Source organism: Streptomyces sp. NBC_01591, from assembly GCF_035918155.1.
Lineage (GTDB): Bacteria > Actinomycetota > Actinomycetes > Streptomycetales > Streptomycetaceae > Streptomyces.
The window spans coordinates 6225711-6245179 of record NZ_CP109327.1 but is presented as its reverse complement, the minus strand read 5'-3'; the positions used below and the strand labels follow the sequence as shown (position 1 = coordinate 6245179).

Annotated in this window: 13 protein-coding genes; 4 read left to right on the top strand and 9 right to left on the bottom strand. The window is 71.8% G+C overall.

Going from position 1 to position 19469, the window contains the following annotated elements; genetic code table 11:
- Window positions 1-165 precede the first annotated feature (165 nt).
- Both OG978_RS28905 and OG978_RS28900 read right to left on the bottom strand, forming a co-directional pair.
- Complete coding sequence (locus OG978_RS28905; protein ID WP_326768016.1) at window positions 166-3000, bottom strand: putative bifunctional diguanylate cyclase/phosphodiesterase; 2835 nt, start codon at window positions 2998-3000, stop codon at window positions 166-168.
- Window positions 3001-3274: 274 nt separating this feature from the next.
- Window positions 3275-4243 (bottom strand): 2-hydroxyacid dehydrogenase, encoded by a 969-nt coding sequence (locus OG978_RS28900; RefSeq protein ID WP_326768015.1) that lies wholly within the window; start codon window positions 4241-4243, stop codon window positions 3275-3277.
- A 168-nt stretch (window positions 4244-4411) separates the two neighbouring features.
- Between OG978_RS28900 and OG978_RS28895 the strand changes: the two genes are divergently transcribed.
- The 3 genes from OG978_RS28895 (at window position 4412) to OG978_RS28885 (ending at window position 7023) form a co-directional block, all read left to right on the top strand.
- Window positions 4412-5404 (top strand): aldo/keto reductase, encoded by a 993-nt coding sequence (locus OG978_RS28895; RefSeq protein ID WP_326768014.1) that lies wholly within the window; start codon window positions 4412-4414, stop codon window positions 5402-5404.
- A gap of 187 nt (window positions 5405-5591) precedes the next feature.
- Window positions 5592-6752, top strand: coding sequence for a PQQ-dependent sugar dehydrogenase (locus tag OG978_RS28890; RefSeq protein WP_326770198.1), 1161 nt, complete (start codon window positions 5592-5594; stop codon window positions 6750-6752).
- 22 nt (window positions 6753-6774) lie between these two features.
- Window positions 6775-7023, top strand: coding sequence for a DUF6191 domain-containing protein (locus OG978_RS28885; protein WP_326768013.1), 249 nt, complete (start codon window positions 6775-6777; stop codon window positions 7021-7023).
- Window positions 7024-7057: 34 nt separating this feature from the next.
- On the opposite strand, the gene OG978_RS28880 is transcribed toward OG978_RS28885, so the two are convergent.
- The 6 genes from OG978_RS28880 to OG978_RS28855 all read right to left on the bottom strand — a co-directional run bounded on the left by OG978_RS28880 (window position 7058) and on the right by OG978_RS28855 (window position 14218).
- A complete protein-coding gene (locus OG978_RS28880; protein ID WP_326770197.1) occupies window positions 7058-10201 on the bottom strand; it encodes a helix-turn-helix transcriptional regulator in 3144 nt (1047 codons plus the stop codon).
- Window positions 10202-10299: 98 nt separating this feature from the next.
- A complete protein-coding gene (locus tag OG978_RS28875) occupies window positions 10300-10485 on the bottom strand; it encodes a hypothetical protein (RefSeq protein ID WP_326768012.1) in 186 nt (61 codons plus the stop codon).
- Between the two features lie 260 nt (window positions 10486-10745).
- The gene (locus tag OG978_RS28870; RefSeq protein ID WP_326768011.1) at window positions 10746-11351 is read right to left on the bottom strand and encodes a hypothetical protein; all 606 of its coding nucleotides are present in this window, start codon (window positions 11349-11351) and stop codon (window positions 10746-10748) included.
- Window positions 11352-11452: 101 nt separating this feature from the next.
- On the bottom strand, window positions 11453-12544 hold the full coding sequence (locus tag OG978_RS28865) for an alpha/beta hydrolase (RefSeq protein WP_326768010.1): 1092 nt from the start codon (window positions 12542-12544) through the stop codon (window positions 11453-11455).
- 132 nt (window positions 12545-12676) lie between these two features.
- On the bottom strand, window positions 12677-13921 hold the full coding sequence (locus OG978_RS28860; protein WP_326768009.1) for a serine hydrolase domain-containing protein: 1245 nt from the start codon (window positions 13919-13921) through the stop codon (window positions 12677-12679).
- Between the two features lie 69 nt (window positions 13922-13990).
- The gene (locus OG978_RS28855; protein ID WP_326768008.1) at window positions 13991-14218 is read right to left on the bottom strand and encodes a hypothetical protein; all 228 of its coding nucleotides are present in this window, start codon (window positions 14216-14218) and stop codon (window positions 13991-13993) included.
- A gap of 259 nt (window positions 14219-14477) precedes the next feature.
- On the opposite strand from OG978_RS28855, the gene OG978_RS28850 reads away from it, so the two are divergent.
- Window positions 14478-16949, top strand: coding sequence for an XRE family transcriptional regulator (locus OG978_RS28850; protein WP_326768007.1), 2472 nt, complete (start codon window positions 14478-14480; stop codon window positions 16947-16949).
- A 39-nt stretch (window positions 16950-16988) separates the two neighbouring features.
- On the opposite strand, the gene OG978_RS28845 is transcribed toward OG978_RS28850, so the two are convergent.
- Complete coding sequence (locus OG978_RS28845) at window positions 16989-19241, bottom strand: MMPL family transporter (protein ID WP_326768006.1); 2253 nt, start codon at window positions 19239-19241, stop codon at window positions 16989-16991.
- Window positions 19242-19469 lie beyond the last annotated feature (228 nt).

The window sequence follows — 19469 nt, the reverse complement described above, 5'->3', positions numbered from 1 at the left end:
TGCCGGTGCAACAAAAAACCCCCCGTGCCGTGAGGCAAGCGAGGGGAGCGCGTCGGTGCGGTCTGCAGAGTGCCATGGAGGGACTCTGCTTCAGCCGACGCGCTTTCCAAGTACGAGAATTCGGGTGCGCATGGCAATGACCCTCTCTCCGACGCACTCGACGTGTCAAGTGGGTGGGACGGGCGTCTCAGCATGTGAGCCACTGAGGAGTGGGACCGAGCCGCCGGTCAGGACCGGCTGGGCGATGGTGCTGCCGGGCACCGGGAACTCGCCGCGAGCCAGGGCGCGGCGCAGCCGGTACTCGTCGAGCGGCCCGGAGAAGGCCATTCCCTGGCCGTGCGTACACCCCATGGCGCGCAGCGCGAGGACCTGTTCCGGTACGTCGACGCCGTCGGCCACGGACTGCATGCCGAGGTCGCAGGCGATCCGCAGGAGGCCGCTGGTGATCTTGTGCAGCCGGGCGGACTCCACCACGCCCTCGACGAGACCGCGGTCCAGTTTCAGTACGTCGATGGGGAGCCGGCGCAGGGCGTTGATCGCGGCGTAGCCGCTGCCGAAGCCGTCGAGCGCGATGCGGACACCGATGCGGCGCAGAGCCACGAGACGCTGCTCCAGTTCGTCGAAGGAGATCCGGGGGTCACTGTCGGCGACCTCGATCATCAGGGTCCCGGAGGGCAGGCTGTGCCGCGTGAGCAACGCCTCGACCGAGCCGAACGGCATGCCCTTGTCGAGGAGCCGGCGGGCGGAGAGCCGCACGGCGACGGAGACGGGGTGTCCGGCCCTGGCCCGGTCGGCGGCCTGCTCGACGGCCTCTTCGAGGAGCCAGCGGCCGAGCTCGGCGGTCCGGTCGCTGTCCTCGGCGACACGGAGGAACTCGGCCGGGGTGAACAGGATGCCCTGGGCGGAGCGCCAGCGGGCCTGGGCGGCGACGGCGGCGACCGCGCCGCTGGCGAGGTTCACGACGGGCTGGTGGAGCAGGGCGAACTCGCCGTCGCGCAGGGCGGTGCTCAGCCGGGCCGCCAGCTCGGAGCGGCGCACCACGTCGGCCTGCATCTGCGGGGCGTACAGCTCGACGCGGTCCTTGCCGCCGGCCTTGGCGCGGTACATGGCGAGATCGGCGTTGCGCATGAGGTCGCTGGGGGTGATGCCGGGCTCGGCGAAGGCGACCCCGATGGACGCGGCGACCCGGACCTCGCCGGCGCCGATCCGGTACGGCTGGGAGAGGGTGAGGCGCAGCCGGTCGGCGATCTCGTGGACCTGGCACTCCCGGGCGGACTGGTCGCGGGTGCCGTCGCCGAGGATGATCGTCGCGAATTCGTCGCCGCCGAGACGGGCCGCGGTGTCGCCCACCCGGACGGATTCGTGGAGGCGGCGGGCGGCCTGGATGAGGAGCTCGTCGCCCGCCTGATGCCCGAGCCGGTCGTTGACCGCCTTGAAGCCGTCGAGGTCGATGAAGAGCACGGCGGTGCCGGAGTCGCCGGAGCGGCGGCCTCCGAGTGCCTGGCGGACCCGCTTGGTGAACAGGGCCCGGTTGGGCAGGTCGGTGAGCGGGTCGTGCTCGGCGTTGTGCTGCAACTGGGCCTGCAGCCGGACCCGTTCGGTCACGTCGCGGCTGTTGAGGATCAGCCCGCCCTGATGGCGGTTGACCGTGGATTCGACATTGAGCCAGTCCCCCGTACCGGATCTGAAGCGGCACTCGATCCGGGTGGTGGGCTCCTCGCTCGGCGGGGCGGCGAGAAACCGGCGCACCTCGTGGACCACCCGCCCCAGGTCCTCGGGGTGGATGATCGAGGCGAGTTCGGCGCCGACCAGTTCGTCGGCCTCGCGCCCGTACACCCCGGCGGCGGCGGGGCTGACGTAGCGCAGCACACCGGTGGGGGCAGCGATCATGATGACGTCGCTGGAGCCCTGCACCAGGGAGCGGAAGTGGTTCTCCTTCTGCGCCAGTTCCTGGGTGAGGGCGATGTTGTCGAGGAGCATGATGCCCTGCCGGACGACCAGGGCGAGCGCCACCGTGCAGCCGGTGAGGATCACGACGCGGTCCACCCGGCGGCCCTCCACGGCGTTGTAGAGAATGCCGAGGGTGCAGACGGCGGCGGCGAGATAGGGCGTCAGCGCGGCCAGCGATCCCGCGATGGGGCGGCTGGTGGGCTGCGTGCTCCGCGGCGGGAAATCATTGTCCGCGGCCCTGTTCGCGCCCCAGGGGGCGTACGCGAGGAGCAGCGAACCGGCGAACCAGCCCGCGTCCAGCATCTGGCCGGAGTGGTAGGTCTGGCGCAGCAGCGGTGAGGTGAACAGGGCGTCGGACAGGACCGTCAGGGCGAGTGCGGCGACGGCGGTGTTCACCGCGGAGCGGTTGACGTTGGAGCGCCGGAAGTGCAGGGCCAGCACCATGGAGACCAGCACGATGTCGAGCAGCGGATAGGCCAGCGCCAGCGCCGCGCGGGCCACGCTCACGCCCTCGGCGTCCACCAGCTGCGCGGTGTGGGCCAGGGCGAGGCTCCAGGAGAGCGTGAGAAGCGATCCGCCGATCAACCACGAGTCCAGCACGAGACAGACCCAGCCGGCCCTGGTGACGGGGCGCTTCGCGAGGACGAGCAGTCCGACGATGGCGGGCGGTGCGAAGCAGAGGAAGAAGACGTCGGCCAGGGAGGGGGTGGGCACGGGGAGGCCGAGCACCACCTCGTACCAGCCCCAGACCGCGTTGCCCGCGGAGGCCATGAACGAGGAGAGCGCGAACAGCAGCCAGGCGGGCCGGAACCGGCTGCAGCCGGACCGTGCGTAGCGGAAGCAGGAGACGGCGGCGACCAGTGCCGCCGCGCTGAGACCGAAATCCCCCATGACGAGAGCCAGTTGCGACGAGCCCCAGCCGAAGGCCGCTCCCACGGCGTAACCGGCCCAGACCACGCCGAGAAGGATCTGCCAGACCAGCGCGGATGCGCCGCCCACGGCCGACCTCCGGGAAAGGAGCGCCCCGAGGGCGTCGGCCGGCGCGCTCACCGGGGCGACCCCGGTGTCGTCGGGTGCGCTCGCACCCGGCGCCCCGCCGGTCCCCGTCGGCTGCCCGGCGGTGTCGGATCATGCACCCATCGGCCGTACATCGCCCGTCGCCCCCTCGCGTGTCGCGTCCCCGGCGCCGTCCCCTTCCACGGCGCAGCGCCCCTTTCGGGACGATACACCAGACTCGTCACGCAGGGACATAGTTCCTCTACTCTCCGTGACGATCTGGGGAGTTGTCCGGAACGGTGTGCGACGGAGGGCATCCGCAGCGTGGTCAGCCGATGGTGCGTACCACGTTCCGCACCGGCTCTCCCGCGGCGAACCGGCTCAGCTGCCCGGCCAGCAGACGCTTGGCGCGCGGCAGGAAGGCCGACGTGCTGCCGCCCACATGAGGCGTGATCAGGACGTTGGGAGCATGCCAGAGGGGGTGGCCGGCGGGCAGCGGTTCCGGGTCGGTGACGTCGAGAGCGGCACAGAGCCGGCCGGACTCGAGTTCGAGCAGCAGCGACTTGGTGTCGACGACGCCGCCCCGGGCGACGTTCACGAGCAGCGCCCCGTCCGGCATCGCGGCGAGGAACTCCACGCCGACCAGCCCTTGTGTGGACGGGTTCAGCGGGGTGGACAGCACGACGACATCGGCCTCGGGCAGGAGCGCGGGCAGGTCGTCGAGCGCGTGCACGGGGCCGCGTGCGGTTGTCCGTGCGGAGCGCGCGACGCGCGCCACCCCCGCACATTCGAAGGGTGCGAGCCGGTCCTCGATGGCGGCGCCGATCGATCCGTACCCCACGATCAGCACCGACTTGTCGGCGAGCGCGGGGTAGAAGCCGGACCGCCACTCCTCCTTGTCCTGGCCGTGGACGAACCCGGGAACGCCGCGCAGGGAGGCGAGGATCAGGGTGAGGGCGAGTTCCGCGGTGGACGCCTCGTGGACCCCCTTGGCATTGCAGACCAGCGCCCCGGCCGGCAGCAGGCCGAGTGCGGGCTCGACGTGATCGATGCCCGCGGAGAGTGTCTGCACGACCTGGACGGCCGCCATGCCGGCCAGCGGACGGATCGCGACCTCGGCGCCCTTCATGTACGGCACGACGTAGAAGGCGCAGTCGGCGGGGTCGGCCGGGTAGTCCGGTTCCCCGTCCCAGAGCCGGTAGTTGAGCCCCTCCGGGAGCCCATCGACCTCGTCGGCCGGGAACGGCAGCCATACGTCGGGCGTCTTCGTCACGTCGGGAGTATGCGTGGAAGTCATGGTCAGGAGGTTAGGGCCTGTCCTGCGGATCAGAGCCGGACAGAGCCTGATCCTCGGAGGCCGTGCGAGGAGCGGCGGGCGGCAGAGGTTACTTTGGGGTGCGGTGCGGTCCCGTGACGGCGGGGCATGGGCCCGGTTCGACGGCGGGGCCTGGGGAGGGTCGGGGAGTTGGAGCGCAGGAGTCTCGGTGCGGCGGCGCTCGCCGTGGGGGCGGTCGGTCTCGGCTGCATGCCTATGAGCTGGGCGTACAGCGCGTCGCAGCGACGCGGTGACCGTGCGTTGCGTACGGTGCACGCCGCGCTCGACGCGGGTGTCCAACTGCTCGACACGGCCGACATGTACGGCCCGTTCACCAATGAGCTGCTGGTGGGGCGGGCGCTGAAGGGCCGCAGGTCGGATGCGTTCGTCTCCACCAAGTGCGGACTGCTGGTGGGCGACCAGCACATCGTGGCCAATGGCCGTCCCGGCTATGTGCGGCGGGCCTGCGACGCCTCGCTGCGCCGGCTGCAGACCGATGTGATCGATCTGTACCAGCTGCACCGGGCCGACCCCGAGGTGCCGGTCGAGGAGACCTGGGGCGCGATGGCGGAGCTGGTGACCGCCGGAAAGGTGCGGGCGCTCGGGCTCTGCGCGGTCGGGGCGCGGGCCTCGCGCCGGCCGGGTTCCCGGATGTACGACGAAACGATCCGTCAGCTGGACCGGGTGCAGCAGGTCTTCCCGGTGAGCGCGGTGGAGGCGGAGCTCTCGGTCTGGTCGCCGGAGGCGCTGGAGTCGTTGCTTCCGTGGTGCTCGGCGCGGGGTGTGGGGCTGCTGGCGGCGATGCCGCTGGGCAACGGCTATCTGACGGGCACGCTGACGCCGGGGCAGGGCTTCGAACCGGACGATCTGCGGGCCCGGCACCCCCGGTTCACGGCGGAGATGATGGCGGCCAACCAGCCGGTGGTCGCCGGGTTGCGGCGGATCGCCGAGCGGCACGGGGCGACCGCCGCGCAGGTGGCGCTGGCCTGGGTGCTGCGGCAGGGGCCGCATGTGGTGCCGGTTCCGGGGACCAAGCGGGAGCGGTGGGCGGTGGAGAACGCGGGGGCTGCGGGGCTGGCCCTGACCGCGTGGGATCTGGCGGAGATCGCCGGGCTGCCCGGGGCGCAGGGGTCGTGGGACTGAGATCCGCCCCTCGCGGGTGAGCGCCGGCCGACAGAAATTGGCGGGCATCGGGAACCCGAGGGCGGGGCCTCGGTGTAAGAACAGTAGTCAGGTGGCCGTCGAAGGGATCGATGCTGTGCGCGGTGTTCTGTTCGGATCTGTACGAGGCCCCGCCGGGCCGCGGGACCGGGGCCTGCGCCGCGGGGCAGTGGCCGCGCTGGCGGCCGGCTCGCTGGTACTGACCGCGGGGTGTTCCTCGGGCGACGGCTCCGGCAGCACGGCGGGCGTCGGGGGGACGCCACCGGCCTCCGGCTCCTCCCCCGCCACGTCGGCCCCGTCCGCCTCGCCCGCCCTGCCACCCGCGAAGGGCTCGGTGAAGGTGGTGTCGACGCTCACCGAGGGTCTGGAGTCGCCCTGGGGGCTGGCGGCGCTGCCCGGCGGCGATCTGCTGGTCTCCTCCCGTGACAAGGGCACGATCACCCGGATCGACGGGAAGAGCGGCAAGAAGACCCTGCTGGGCGCGGTGCCCGGGGTGGCGCCCGCCGGTGAGGGAGGACTGCTGGGGATCGCGGTCTCCCCGACGTACGGCGCGGACCATCTGGTGTACGCGTATTTCACGACCGAGTCCGACAACCGCATCGCCCGTATGCAGTACGACGAGGACGGCACGACGCCCGGACAGCTGCTGGGCGCGCCGGACACGATCCTGCGCGGCATCCCCAAGGGGGCGATCCACAACGGCGGGCGGATCGCCTTCGGCCCGGACCGCATGCTGTACGCGGGCACCGGGGAGACGGGCGACGACGGCCTCGCCCAGGACAAGAAGTCGCTGGCCGGCAAGATCCTGCGGATGACCCCGGACGGGGAGCCGCTGCACGGCAATCCGGCGGCCGACTCCGTGGTGTATTCGTACGGCCACCGCAATGTGCAGGGGCTGGCCTGGGACGGGCAGAAGCAGCTCTGGGCGTCCGAATTCGGGCAGGACACCTGGGACGAGCTGAACCGGATCGAGCCGGGTCGGAACTACGGCTGGCCGGAGGCCGAGGGCAAGGCGGGGAAGAAGGGTTTCATCGATCCCGTGGCACAGTGGAAGACGTCCGATGCGTCCCCGAGCGGGATCGCCTTCGTCAAGGGTTCGGTCTGGATGGCGGGCCTGCGCGGTGAGCGGCTCTGGCGGATTCCGCTGTCCGGCGGGGCCGACGAGGAACCTCTGGCGGCCCCGCAGTCGTTCCTGGAAGGGAAGTACGGCCGTCTGCGCACCGTGCTGGCCGCGGGCGGCGACAAGCTCTGGCTCGTCACGAGCAATACGGACACCCGTGGCACCCCGAAGCCGGGAGACGACAGGATCCTGGTGCTGCAGGTGCGGTAGCGGCTACAGCAGGTGAAAGGGCGTGCGGCCGGTGTTCAACTTCTTCGAGGAGCTCTTCGCGCCGGGCCGTAAGCATGCCGCCGACGAGCAGAAGCGGCTGGAGCTGACCCGGGTGGATCTCGGCGTCGGCGACCCGGGGCGCGGGCCGATAGACCTGGCCTCCGGAAAGGTGATCGTCAGGGCGTCCGGCGCGGGCGCGGCGCAGCCGTCCGGTCAGGACACGGCACCGGAGGCGGACCGGGACGCGGACACCCCGGACGCTCAGGGCTGAGTGAACGGGGCGGGCCGGGTTCGGCCGGTCCCGGTCAGGAGGCGCTCCCGGCGGGGTACAGGCGGAGCCGGTGGGCGAGGGCGGCCGCCTCGCCTCGGCTGGAGACGCCGAGCTTGGCGAGAATGCTGGAGACGTGCACGCTCGCGGTCTTGGGCGATATGTAGAGCTCCTCGGCGATCCTGCGGTTGGTGTGGCCCGCGGCGACCAGCCGGTGCACATCCTGTTCGCGCCGGGTGAGCCCGAAGGACTCCACCGCGGCCGCGGCCGCCGCGCGCAGGCGGTCCTCGGTGCGCTCCCGGTCCGGGGCCTCGTCGGTGCCGTCCTGGACGGTGACGGCGGCCGGGATCTCGTGTGCGGCAGCGCGGTCCGGGTCGGCGAGGGCGATGCGGGCGCGGCCGGCCAGCAGCTCGATGGTCTCGGTCAGCGGGCGGGCGCCGAGTCGCACGGTGGTGCGGTGGGCCTCGCGCAGCAGCGTGCTGACCGTGGACCGGTCGCCCGAGGCGATGAGTAGGGCCTCGGCCCAGCGGTGCCGGATCCGGGCCAGTTCGTACGGGCGGTGCAGGGGCGCGAAGGCGGCGGCCGCGCGGGACCAGTGGTCGGGGGTGTCGTCGCCCTCGGCCCTGGCCAGCTCGGCGTCGACGAGGAGACCGTGGGCGGCCCAGACGGGGACGAGCATCGGCAGCCGCTTCAGATGGGCCCGGATGGCGGCAAGGATCGCCGGCCGGCCGGGGTCGGCGGCGGGCAGGCCCCTGGCGTCGGCCTCGGCGGCGGCGGCGACGTGGAGCAGCGGCAGTGCGTACCGCTGGGTGCCGGGCGGGAAACCCTGCTCCGCCCGGGCCTCGAACTCGGCCCGCGCCACGGCGAGCCGGCCCTGCTGCGCGGCGAGGGCCATGGCGTGGCGTGCGGGGACGAGGACGTGCTGGGGCTGCGGGTCGCGGGAGCCGAAACAGCGCCGGGTCAGGGCGAGTTGCATCTCGGCCTCGGCCAGGTCGCCCCGGGCCAGGGCGAGTTCGGTGCGGCGTGAGGCCACGAGCCCCTGCGCCTTGCCGGACCGGGCGGCGCGGGCCGCCGCGTCGGTGGTGGCCCGGCTCTCGTCCCAGTGCCCCAGGGAGAACAGCGAGGTCGCCCGGTTGCAGCGCACCCAGGCCTCCATGTCGGCGATGCCGTGGCTGCGGCTGATCTCGATGCCGTGGTCGGCGGCGGCCACCGCCTCCAGGGAGCGGCCCATGGATTCGAGGGTGGAGGGGAGGTTGATGCCGGCCCGGCTCATGATGCCGACCAGGTGCAGTTCGTCGGCCCGGTCGCGGACGGCGTACATCTCGGCGATGCCCTCGTCGACACCGCCCGCCTCGGCGGTGAGCCGGCCGCGGGTGAGTCGGGCGTGCAGCTCGATGTACTCGTCGCCGACGAGTCCGGCGTACTCCACCGCCCGGTCGGCGGCGAGCAGTGTCTCGGCGCCGGGGCGGTGCAGGGCGCCCCATCCCGCCACGCTCATCAGGACATCGGCGTGCACGGCGGACGGGGGCAGGCCGCGGACGAGCTCCTGGGCGGTGGCCAGTTCCTCGCGGCCGTCGCCGCGGGTGAGGTCCTGCATCAGCCGGGAGCGCTGGACCCAGAACCAGGCGGCGCGCAACGGGTCGTCCTCGCCCTCCAGGACCCGCATGGCCTTCTTGGCGATGGCCAGGGCGCGTTCGCGTTCCCCGCCGAACCGGGCGGCGACGGTGGCCTCGGCCATCAGGTCGAGACAGCGCAGCGGGGTGGTGTCGGGGTCGCAGCCGCAGGCCGGGTAGCTCTCGGCGTAGTCGATGGGCCGCAGGGTGCGGCGTACGTCGTCGGGGGCGTCGTCCCACAGCTCCATCGCCCGTTCCAGCAGGCGGAGTTGTTCGGCGAACGCGAAGCGTCGGCGGGCCTCGACGGATGCCTTCAGCACGGCGGGCAGCGCCTTGGCCGCGTCGTGTGCGCCGTACCAGTAGCTGGCGAGGCGGGTGGCGCGTTCTCCGGCGCGGACGAGGGTGGGATCGGCCTCCAGTGCCTGTGCGTAGCGCCGGTTGAGCCGGGAGCGCTCGCCGGGCAGCAGGTCGTCGCTGACGGCCTCGCGGACCAGGGAGTGCCGGAAGCGGTAGCCGTTGCCCTCCGGGGTGGTGAGGAGCAGGTTGGCGCCGACGGCCGCCCGCAGTGCCTCGATGAGTTCGTCCTCGGTCAGCCGGGCGACCGCGGCCAGCAGTTCGTACTCGACGGTGGAGCCGCCCTCGGCGACGATCCGGGCGATCTTCTGGGCGTCGTCGGGAAGCGCTTCGACGCGTACGAGGAGGAGGTCGCGCAGCGAGTCGGAGAGCCGGGAGTGGTCGCCGCTCTCCAGGCTGCAGGCGAGTTCCTCGACGAAGAAGGCGTTGCCGTCGGAGCGTTCGAAGATCTCGTCCACGAGGGCGGCCTCGGGGGTGGTGGCGAGGATGCCGGTGAGCTGGCGGCGGACCTCGGCGCGGTTGAAGCGGGCGAGTTCGATCCGGCGGACGGTGCGCAGCCGGTCCAGTTCGGCGAGGAGGGGGCGCAGGGGGTGGCGGCGGTGGATGTCGTCGGAGCGGTAGGTGCCGATCACGACGAGGCGGCCGTTGCGCACGGTGCGGAAGAGGTAGGCGAGGAGATGCCGGGTGGAGGCGTCGGCCCAGTGCAGGTCTTCGAGGACGAGGACGACGGCGCGCCCGGCGGAGATGCGTTCCAGGAGTCCGGCGGTGAGTTCGAAGAGCCGGGCGGTGCTGTGCTCGTCGGTCGCGTCCCGGTCGGCCTCGCCGAGTTCGGGGAGCAGCCGGGCCAGCTCGCCCTCCTGCCCGGCGCAGGCCGCGGCGACCTCGTCGGGCAGGGTGCGGCGCAGGGCCCGCAGCGCGGTGGAGAACGGGGCGTAGGGCAGGCCGTCGGCGCCGACCTCGACACAGCCGCCGACGGCGACGACCGCGTCGCGGCGCACCGCCGCCGCGAGGAATTCCTCGACCAGCCGGGTCTTGCCGACCCCCGCCTCACCGCCGATGAGCAGCGCCTGCGGCTCGCCCGCGCCGTCGGCCCCGTCCGGGCCGCCGGTACCCGCCGGGCAGGCGCGGGCGAGCGCGTCGACGAGCGAGGCGAACTCGCCCTCGCGGCCGACGAACACGGGACTGACGGACCTGGTCTCCACGTCGCCGAGCATCGCATACGGGTCCGGCCGCGCGGGCCCCGTATCCGGGCCGTCGGACACCGGTCCGCCCGGCGCCGGTCCACCGGACACCGGGCACCGTCGGACGGCCTTCACGCGGCGTGGACGAATCGCTTCCGGTCGGTACTCACCGGCCCCTCGGCCTCCTTGCGCCCGGAGCGCCGGGCGGCCCTGCGGGCGTCCCGGCGGGCGCGAACGGCCTCCCGGACGAGCCGCTCCTGCTCGGCCCGGCGGCGCAGTTCGGCGGCGTGCAGCTCGTGGAGCCGGTACGTGTGCATGTGCTTCTCCCTGAGGACGAAGGCCCGTTGGGGCCGGGGGCGGCAGTGGTTCTCTGCCGTCCCCCGACTGTCATCCCGCAGGGGGTGTCGCCGCATCGGGCAAGATCCGCATCTTCGCGGGGCGGGGTGCCCTATCCCCGTGCGGGCGCCGCCGCATACGGGCCGGGGCCCCTCGGGCGGATGCCCTACGGGACGGCCCTCGGGCCGGGTCCGTGGAGCTCACCCGCTCCGTACGCGCCCGTGTCCGCCGGTCGTCGTGGTCACTGGGCGGCGGTCGCGGTCGGCAACGCCACGATGAGGTCGAAGTACATGCCGACGGAGAGCAGCAGGCCGAGGACACCGAGCGCGATGCCCGCGGTCGCGACGGCGCGTACCCAGCCGGGCTGCGGGTGTGCAGAGGGTGCGCCGAAGGCCGGGCGGACCAGGGCGAAGATCCCGGCCAGCAGGGCGAGCAGGGCGAAGAGTCCATTGACCAGTGCGGTGGAGTGCCAGGCGTCGCCGTAGATCTCGGAGATCTGCTGGGCCGCGGTGCCACCGCTCGAGGTCTTGATCTGGCCGATCAGGGTCTCGCGCTCGGCAGCGACCTTGCCCGTCCAGGACCCGGTGAGCGCGACGACCCCGAGAGCGGCCGCGGCCACGGCGGCGGCGGCCGCGCCGAGGCCGGAGGGCTCCTTGCCGGAGTCGTCGAGGCCGTCCGGCTCGTCGAAGCCGTCCTGCTCCAGGTCCTCGGCCTCCGCGAGTGCATCCCCGGCTTCGCCGGCAACCTTGTCCGTGTCGTACGCGGCGTCCTCGGTCGCGGTCTTCTCGGCATCGGATGCCGAGGGGGCAGTGGGGTTGGTGGGGTTCGCGGAAGTCGTGGGGTTCATGTTCCGCACGCTAGGTGGCCCGGATGAGAACCCCCTTAACGACCGCGCGGCCGACGGGCGGGCGCCCGCCGGCCGGGGGCCGGGCCTGTTTCCGTCGGGGGTCAGCCCGCCGTGCCGAACGAGTCCTGGAGCCGGGGGATGTAGTCGGCGAGGGCGGGGGCCCAGCAGCCGTAGTTGTGGCCGCCGTCGCACGTGGGAGACAGCGAGGACCCGTTGCCGTAGTCGACGAGGCGGCTGGTCAGGCCGAGCTTGTCCATGCGGGCCTCGACGTTCTTCGCGGCAATCCGAGTGAAGTGGTCGATCAGGCCCTGGCTGCCGGTGTAGAGCGTGACCTCGGTCCCGGCGAGCTTGGCCAGGTTGGTCGTGGCGGCGGGGTCGACCGCCTTCCAGATCCGATCCGCGTTCAGGACCGGGTAGGGGGAGCCGAAGATCGCGTCGCTGTCGACGGTGGGTCCGTAACCGGTGCACTGGCCGGTGCCGGACGGGGTGGAGGTGCTCACGGCGCACCAGGCGCCCGTGACGTTGAGTTCCGTGGCCAGGACCGCTCCGCGGACCTCCGCCATGCCGAAGTCGATGCCGCCGGACAGCGAGGCGACATGGCCGAAGAGGTCGGGGCGGGCCTCGCCGTAGTGCAGGGCACCGAAGCCGCCCATCGACAGGCCTACGACGGCCCGGTGGTCCTTGTCGGCGACGGTGCGCAGGTTCGCGTCGATGAAGGGGACGACCTGCTTCAGGTGGAAGGTCTCCCAGTTCGCCGCGCCCTCGGCGGTGTTCTGCATGACCCAGTCGGCGAACCAGCCCTTCAGGCCGGCGTCCGGCACGACGGTGATCATCGAGTCCGAGCGCAGCGCCGGGGCGGCTGCGGCATCGTCCACGGTTCCGCCCCCGCCGTGCAGGAAGTACGTCACCGGCCAGCGCTTTCCGGGGTCGGTGCGGTAGCCGCTGGGCAGGAAGATGCGGATCTTGTGCGCTCCCGCCACCTGCGGGGTGGTCACGGTGATCGTGAAGTCGGTGTCCGAGCGCACCTCGGTGCCCCCGGCGACCTGGGTCAGGCCGAATCCGTCGGACAGCACGGGAGGGGCGGAGCCCTCGGCGTGCGCGAGCGGGGTCGCGAGTGTCGCGGTCACGGTCAGCGCGGCAGCGGCGACGGCCGTCCTCGTCCGCGCGCGCCAAGTGGTCAGCAGCGTTCTCATCGGGTGTCCTCTCCGAGAGCGGGCGGCTCTCGCGGGTGGGTGAGGGGGGCGGCCGGGTCGGGGCCCGGCCCGGGGCGGCCGGGCCGTGTCATCGGCCCGGCCGCGCGGGGAGAGCCCTTCCGGTCGCGGTCCTCAGAGCGCGCAGAACGCGTCCGTCATGGCCTTGTACGTGTGGGTCTGCCCCGGCGTACCGCCGAGCAGATGGAACTCGTTGTTCGCGTGCATCACCTGCTGGGTGCCGTCCTCGCTGCTCAGCCACTCGCTGAAGTAGCCGAGCACCGCGCCGTTGTGCCCCCAGGCCCACTTCCCGCAGGACAGCTTCATGTGCTCGATGCCCAGCCCGTAGCCGATGTCGGCGGTCACGGGGACGGTGGTCTTGAGCTCGGTCATCTGCGCGGGCGCCAGGAGCTTTCCGGTCAGCAGCGCCCGGGAGAACGCGGCCAGGTCGTCCATGGTCGACACCATGGCACCGGCGCTCCCGGTGACCTGCACGTTGGAGACCGTGCCGTCGTCGATGAGGATCGCCCGGATCACATAGCCGTGGAGGTAGTTGCCGTAGAGCGCGGGGTCCGCGGTGGGGAAGCTGGTGTCGCGCAGACCGAGCGGTTCGATGATGCGCCGCTGGACCTCCGCGGCCGGTTCCGAGCCGGTGACGGCCTTGATCACCATGCCCGCGAGCACGTAGTTGGTGTTGGAGTAGCCGAACTTCTCCCCTGGCGTGGTCGTCGGCGCACGCATGCCGAGGGCGACGTTGACCAGGGTCTGCGGCGGCAGGACCTCCCTCGGGTTGGTGTTGAGGAAGTACGGCCCGTTGATCTGCAGGGAGCCGAGGTAGTCGGGCAGGCCCGAGGTGTGGTTGAGCAGCTGACGGATCGTGATCCTGGAGCCGTCATAGCCGTTGGCGGCGACCGCCCCCGGCAGCCACTTGGCGACGGTGTCGTCCAGTGAGAGCCGCTTCTCGCCCTCCAGTTGGAGCAGCACGGTGGAGATGAACGCCTTGGTGTTGCTGCCGATCCGGAACTTCGCCTTCGGGTCTGCGGGCACCTTGGTCGCGCGGTTGCCGACACCCGCGTGCACGTACTGGGTGGCGTCGCCCTGCCGGACCATGCCGATCACGCCCGGGTATCCGTCGGCGATCCCCTGCTGGGCGCCGGCCTGCAGGATGTCGGCCGGGGTCGCGGCGGCAGAGGTCGAGGTGCCGGTGGCCGGGGCGTCGGCGGCCGCCGGGCCGACACCGGTCATCAGCAGGCAGGCCGCGGTGGCCACCGGCAGCAGCCACCGCCGGCTTCCGCGCACCCGCGAGGAGCGTCGGGCCGCGCCACCAGTGCCCTGGTTCGCCGTGCCGGTCTCGATGCCTGCTCCGGAATCGTCGCGCATGCTCATCTTTTTTCCTGTCCCTTTCGGTCGGTCGGTCATTCCGGCTGTCTGGTGGGGTTCGGCCGCGCCTCAGCGTTGGCACGCGGCCGCAATGATCAGCAAAAGGACGAGAATTCCCGCCACTTGGAGGCAGCCGAGGCTGCCTTGCGGATTTTTCCGGTTGGTCTCCACATGGCCACCGGCAAGAATTCCCGGGTGCTGCTTGGTGTAGTGCTCCAGTTGGCGTTGCGCGCCCTCGGACTCGGCGAGCCACGGCGTCTTGAATCCGCATTCGCCGCACCAGAATCGGTAGGCCATGTCAACTCCTCATGAGTCGTAGCAGGAGAAATTCATGAGAGGCGATCAGGTCCGATGCCGGTGCCGGTCCGGCCCCATGGACGCCATCTGCTTCCCGGATGCCCGGCGGGGTGCGCCGCCCCGTGTCGGCGCACCGGCCGGGCACCACTGATCGTGCTGTTCGCGCCATTCCGCGAACAGGACAGGCGACCGGCCATATATGACCGGTCGTCACCGGTAGGGTCGTCGCGACCGCGCTCGGTGGTGGAGGGATGTCGAAGTGGCGGATCAGCTCGGCACTTTGTTGCGTCGGCTGCGTAATCGGTCGGGGCTGACGCAGGAGCAGCTGGAGGCACGGTCCGGGGTGAGCGTGCGTACGATCCGCAGACTGGAGAACGGCAGATCCAGCGATCACCGGCTGGGGACGGTGAACCTGCTGGCGGACGCGCTGGAGGCCGGGCCCGAGGACCGTCAGCGGCTCGCCGCCACGCTCGCGAAGTCGAAGGCCGAACCGGCCGGCGAACCCGCGCGCGTACCCGAATCCGCGCCCGCCACCGCTGCCGCACTCGTACCCGTACCCGTACCTGCGCAGAATCCCGCGCAGAGTTCCGTGCAGAATTCCGTGCAGAATCCCGGGCCAAAAGTCCGCCCCACCCCCGCCGCCTCACCCGTTCACGGCGAACTCGTCACCGCCGCCACCGAATTGGCCCGGGAAATCAGGCGCCGCTGGCAGCGTGAGGAGGAACACCGCCGGGTGCACGACCCTTTTCCGCTTCCGGTGCGCTGGCAGGACGCCCCCGAATCGCTGACCGACCATTCGGAGAACATTCAGCGTCTGCCGCCGGGAGCGACGCCGGACCGAATGGACCTGAGCGGCGATCTGGGCAGCGTGGCCGAGGTCTACCGGCGGATCGGGTCCGGGCGGCTCGTCGTCCTCGGCCGGGCCGGATCCGGCAAGTCGATCCTGACGATCAGGTTCGTCCTGGACCAGCTGGAAAGCCGGGAGCCGCACGACCGGGTGCCGGTGATCTTCAGCATCGGCTCCTGGGATCCCACGGCCGTCGCGCTGCGGGACTGGCTGATCGACCGGCTGGTGCGCGACCACCCGCATCTCACCCGCCGGGCCCCCGACGGGTCGACGCTGGCCGCCGCCCTGGTCGACGCCGATCTCGTACTGCCGGTCCTGGACGGCTTCGACGAGATCGCGGAAGGTCTGCGGAGTACGGCCCTGGAGGTGCTCAACTCCACCTCGCTCCCGCTCGTACTGACCAGTCGGCGCGGCGAGTTCACCGAGGCCGTCCAGGAGGCCGGTGCCCCGCTGGTCTGGGCCGCCGGTCTCGAACTGACCGATCTCACCCTCGACGACCTCGCCGCCTACCTGCCCCGGACGGCCCGGCCCGTCCCCCGCGGCGACGGCGGGAGCGCGGCGGTCTGGACCCCCGTACTGGACCGGCTGCGCGCCCGGGAGAGCGGGGCGGCCACCCCCCTGGCCAGGGTCCTGAGCACCCCGCTCATGATCATCCTGGCGCGGACGATGTACAGCGAGGCGCCCGACACGATTCCGGCGGAGCTGCTGGACGCCGAGCGCTTCCCCGACGAGAACTCCCTCGAAGAGCATCTGCTGGCGGGCTTCGTGCCGACGGTCTACCGGCGCCGCGTCGCCGAGCGGAGCGCCACCCGTCGCCGGGAGCGGCACCGCGATCCGGAGCGCGCCGAGCGCTGGCTCGGCCATCTCGCCCACCATCTGGCCCGGCTCGACGGCGACCAGCAGGACCTCGCGTGGTGGCGGATCGGTGATTCGCTGCGGCTGTCCACGCGGCTGCTGTCGGTGGTGGTGTCCTCGGCGCTCTGCGTCGCGCTCGCCGTGTGGTTCGTCAACCTGATCAACCTGCCGTTCCCGGTCGGCGAGGCCCTCCTGTTGGGCGGTTCGATGGGGACGGCCGCCGGTCTCGCCTTCGGATGTGTCCACGCGATCCTGGTCCGGTTCGGTACCACGGCCTTCGAACCCGCCCATGTGCGGTTGCGGCTGCCCGGCGCGGGCACCGGTGTCGGCCGCAGACCGGTGCGTACGTTCGTCGCCCGATTCGGCGCCGTTCTGCTGGGCGGATTCGTGATGGGTGTCGGATGCGCCTGTGCCCTCGCCCTCCAGCGCTGGCTGTACTACGGAATCCCGCTCGCGAACGAGCTGGTGATCAGGGGCACCGTCATCAACATGCTGGTCCTCGGCCTGATCTTCGGCGCGGGCGCCGGACTCGTCTTCGGGATCATGGCCGTGCTCGAAGCGCCGCTGGACGTCGCCTCCGCGGCCACCCCGGCCGGCCTGCTGGCCTCGAACCGCGCGACGGTGGTCCGGCAGGTTCTCGTACTGGTACCGATGCTCACCCTGGTGATCGCGGTCGGCGGGCACCTGATCACCGACCTGCTCGACGGAATCCTCGGAACGCTGATCTGGAACGCGGCGGACGGGCTCGTCATCGGTGCCATCGGCGGGCTCGGCGGCACGTGCTCGTACGCGCTCTCGTTCACCGCCTGGGGACGGTGGCTGGTCCTGTCGAGGGTCTGGCTGCCCCTGACCGGCAAGCTGCCCTGGGACACGGTGGCCTTCCTGGACGACGCCTACCGCCGGGGTGTCCTGCGCCAGACCGGCGCGGTGTACCAGTTCCGCCACATCCGGCTCCAGCACCACCTCGCCCGCTCGTACCGCGAGCAGCAGAGCAAGTACACACCGGCCAGGTTCGGTCCCGGAGCCTAGGCCCGTGCCGCCCACCACCGCTCAGTCGATCAGCGGACTTCACGCTCCCTCTCGAACCGCTCCTTCTCGGACCGCTTCCACCGCTCGCGCGTCCTGCGCCGCCTCTGCCGGTTGCGCCGCCTGCGGGATCCTCGCATGCGGCAGGCCGCGTTCGGGAGGCTCGATGCTGATCCGCGGCAGCAGCCGGTCCAACCGGCGCGGCAGCCACCAGTTCGCCCCGCCCAGCAGATGCATCAGCGCGGGGACCAGCAGCGTGCGCAGGACGAAGGCGTCCAGCAGGACGGCCGCGGCGAGCGCGATACCGAACATGGCGATGACCCGGTCCCCGCTGAGGACGAACGCGAGGAAGACCGAAATCATGATCACGGCCGCGGAGTTGATCACCCGGCCGGTCTCGGCGAGACCCACCCGGACGGCCCGCCGGTTGTCACCGGTCTCCAGCCACTCCTCGTACATCCGCCCCACCAGGAACACCTGGTAGTCCATCGACAGCCCGAAGAGCACGGACACCATGATCACCGGCAGGAACGGCTCGATGGGGCCCGAGCTGCCCAGCCCCAGCAGTTCGCTCCCCCACCCCCACTGGAAGATCGCGACGACGACTCCGAACGAGGAGGCGACTGCGGCCACATTCATCACTGCGGCCTTCAGCGGGATACCGATCGACCGGAAGGCCAGCAGCAGAAGCAGACAGCCGAGCCCGATGACCACGCCGACGAAGAGCGGGAGTTTGCCGATGATGATCCGGGCGAAGTCGTCGTAGCTGGCGGTCACTCCCCCGACATGGGCCCGGAGCGAGGTGTTCTGCTCGGCCCGTGGCAGCACGTCCGTGCGCAGCCGGTCGACGAGCGCGCTGGTCTCCTGGGACTGCGGCGACGACTTCGGTACGACGGTGACGAAGGCGGTACCGCCGTCGCTGTTGTACGTGACCGGGCCGACCGAGGCCACGCCTTCGGTGGACCGCAGCGTGGCGGGCAGGCTGTCCATCGCGAGCCGGTCGTCCGCGCCGTCCAGCTGTGCGGCGATCGTCAGTGGCCCGTTGACGCCGGGGCCGAAGCCGTCGGCCAGCAGGTCGTACGCCTGCCGGGTGGTCGACGACGAGGGGTTGTTGCCCTGGTCGGAGGTGCCCAGATGCAGGGAGAACGTGGGCAGCGCCAGTACCAGCATCACCACGGCGGCCAGCGCCCCGAGCAGCTTGGGGTGGCGTTCGACGAAGGCGGACCAGCGGGCGGCGAAGCCCGTGGGCAGTTCGGGCTGCGGGCCGTGCTCGGCGAGTTGTCTGCGCTCGCGCCGGCTCAGCGCCCGCGTGCCGATGAAGGACAGCAGAGCGGGGAGCAGGGTCACCGAGGCGGCCACGGTCAGGACGACGGTGAGCGAGGCGGCGATCGCCACACCGTTGAGGAACCCGAGCCGCAGGATCAGCATGCCGAGCAGTGCGATACAGACGGTGGCCCCGGCGAAGACCACGGCGCGGCCGGTCGTCGCGACGGCGTTCTGCGCGGCCTCGGTGACCGACAGACCCCTGCGCAGCCCTCTGCGGTGTCTGGTGACGATGAACAGGGCGTAGTCGATGCCGACGCCGAGCCCGATCAGCATGCCCAGCATGGGGGCGAAGTCGGCGACGGTCATCACATGGCCGAGCAGCACGGTGCCCGCGTACGCGGTGCCGACGGAGACCAGCGCGGTGGCGATGGGCAGCATGCTGGCGGCGAGCGAGCCGAAGGCGAGGAACAGGACGACCGCCGCGACGACGACCCCGATGGCCTCGCTGAGGTGGACGGAGGGCGCTTCGGTGAGGGCGATGGCCGGGCCGCCCAGCTCCACCTGGAGATGATCGGCGTCGGCCGCCTTCGCGGTGTCGACGACGGCCCCGGCCTGCTGCACCGGGATGTCCTCGACCGGCTGGTCGAAGGTGATCGTGGCGTAGGCGGTGTGTCCGTCGGCGCTGATCTGCGCGGTGCCGGACGCCCCGTACGGGCCGGTGACCGCGCCGACCCCGGGCAGTTCCTCGACCTCGTGCAGGGTCCGGGTCATCGTCTGCCGGACGTCGTCGGCCCGCACGGTGGAGTCGGAGGTGTGCCAGACGATGGTGTCGGTGTCACCGCCGAGGTCAGTGAAGCCGTCCCTGAGGAGCTCGGCGGCGCGGCCGGACTCCGTACCGGGCACCTCGTAGTCGTTGGAGTACGCGGAACCCGCGAAACCCGCCGCGGTGGCCGCGCCGCCGAGGGCGAGCAGCCAGAGGAGGACGGCGATGAGACGGTGCCTGATGCACCAGCGGGCGATGGCAGCCAACGGACGTGCTCCCTGCTGGTTCGTGATCCTTTACTGGTACAAAGCATGAATTACCTGCAAAGAACGCATGACCTGAGAACCGTCACTCTGGCAGCCGAACGTGATCCTTTGTCTCTTTCGTGGCCTTACTCACAGCGGCATCCGGACGAGTGGCTTCCGGAACTACAGCGGCTTCCGGACTCGCGGTGGCTTCCGGCGGGGCGCCGCGTCGTACGACGAGCCACGGCG

Bases quoted from the DNA above. Each gene is read 5' to 3' on its own strand.
- OG978_RS28900 (WP_326768015.1), bottom strand. From the start codon at position 4,243: ATGACTTCCACGCATACTCCCGACGTGACGAAGACGCCCGACGTATGG.
- OG978_RS28880 (WP_326770197.1), bottom strand. From the start codon at position 10,201: ATGCTCGGCGACGTGGAGACCAGGTCCGTCAGTCCCGTGTTCGTCGGC.
- OG978_RS28875 (WP_326768012.1), bottom strand. From the start codon at position 10,485: ATGCACACGTACCGGCTCCACGAGCTGCACGCCGCCGAACTGCGCCGC.
- OG978_RS28870 (WP_326768011.1), bottom strand. From the start codon at position 11,351: ATGAACCCCACGACTTCCGCGAACCCCACCAACCCCACTGCCCCCTCG.
- OG978_RS28865 (WP_326768010.1), bottom strand. From the start codon at position 12,544: ATGAGAACGCTGCTGACCACTTGGCGCGCGCGGACGAGGACGGCCGTC.
- OG978_RS28860 (WP_326768009.1), bottom strand. From the start codon at position 13,921: ATGCGCGACGATTCCGGAGCAGGCATCGAGACCGGCACGGCGAACCAG.
- OG978_RS28855 (WP_326768008.1), bottom strand. From the start codon at position 14,218: ATGGCCTACCGATTCTGGTGCGGCGAATGCGGATTCAAGACGCCGTGG.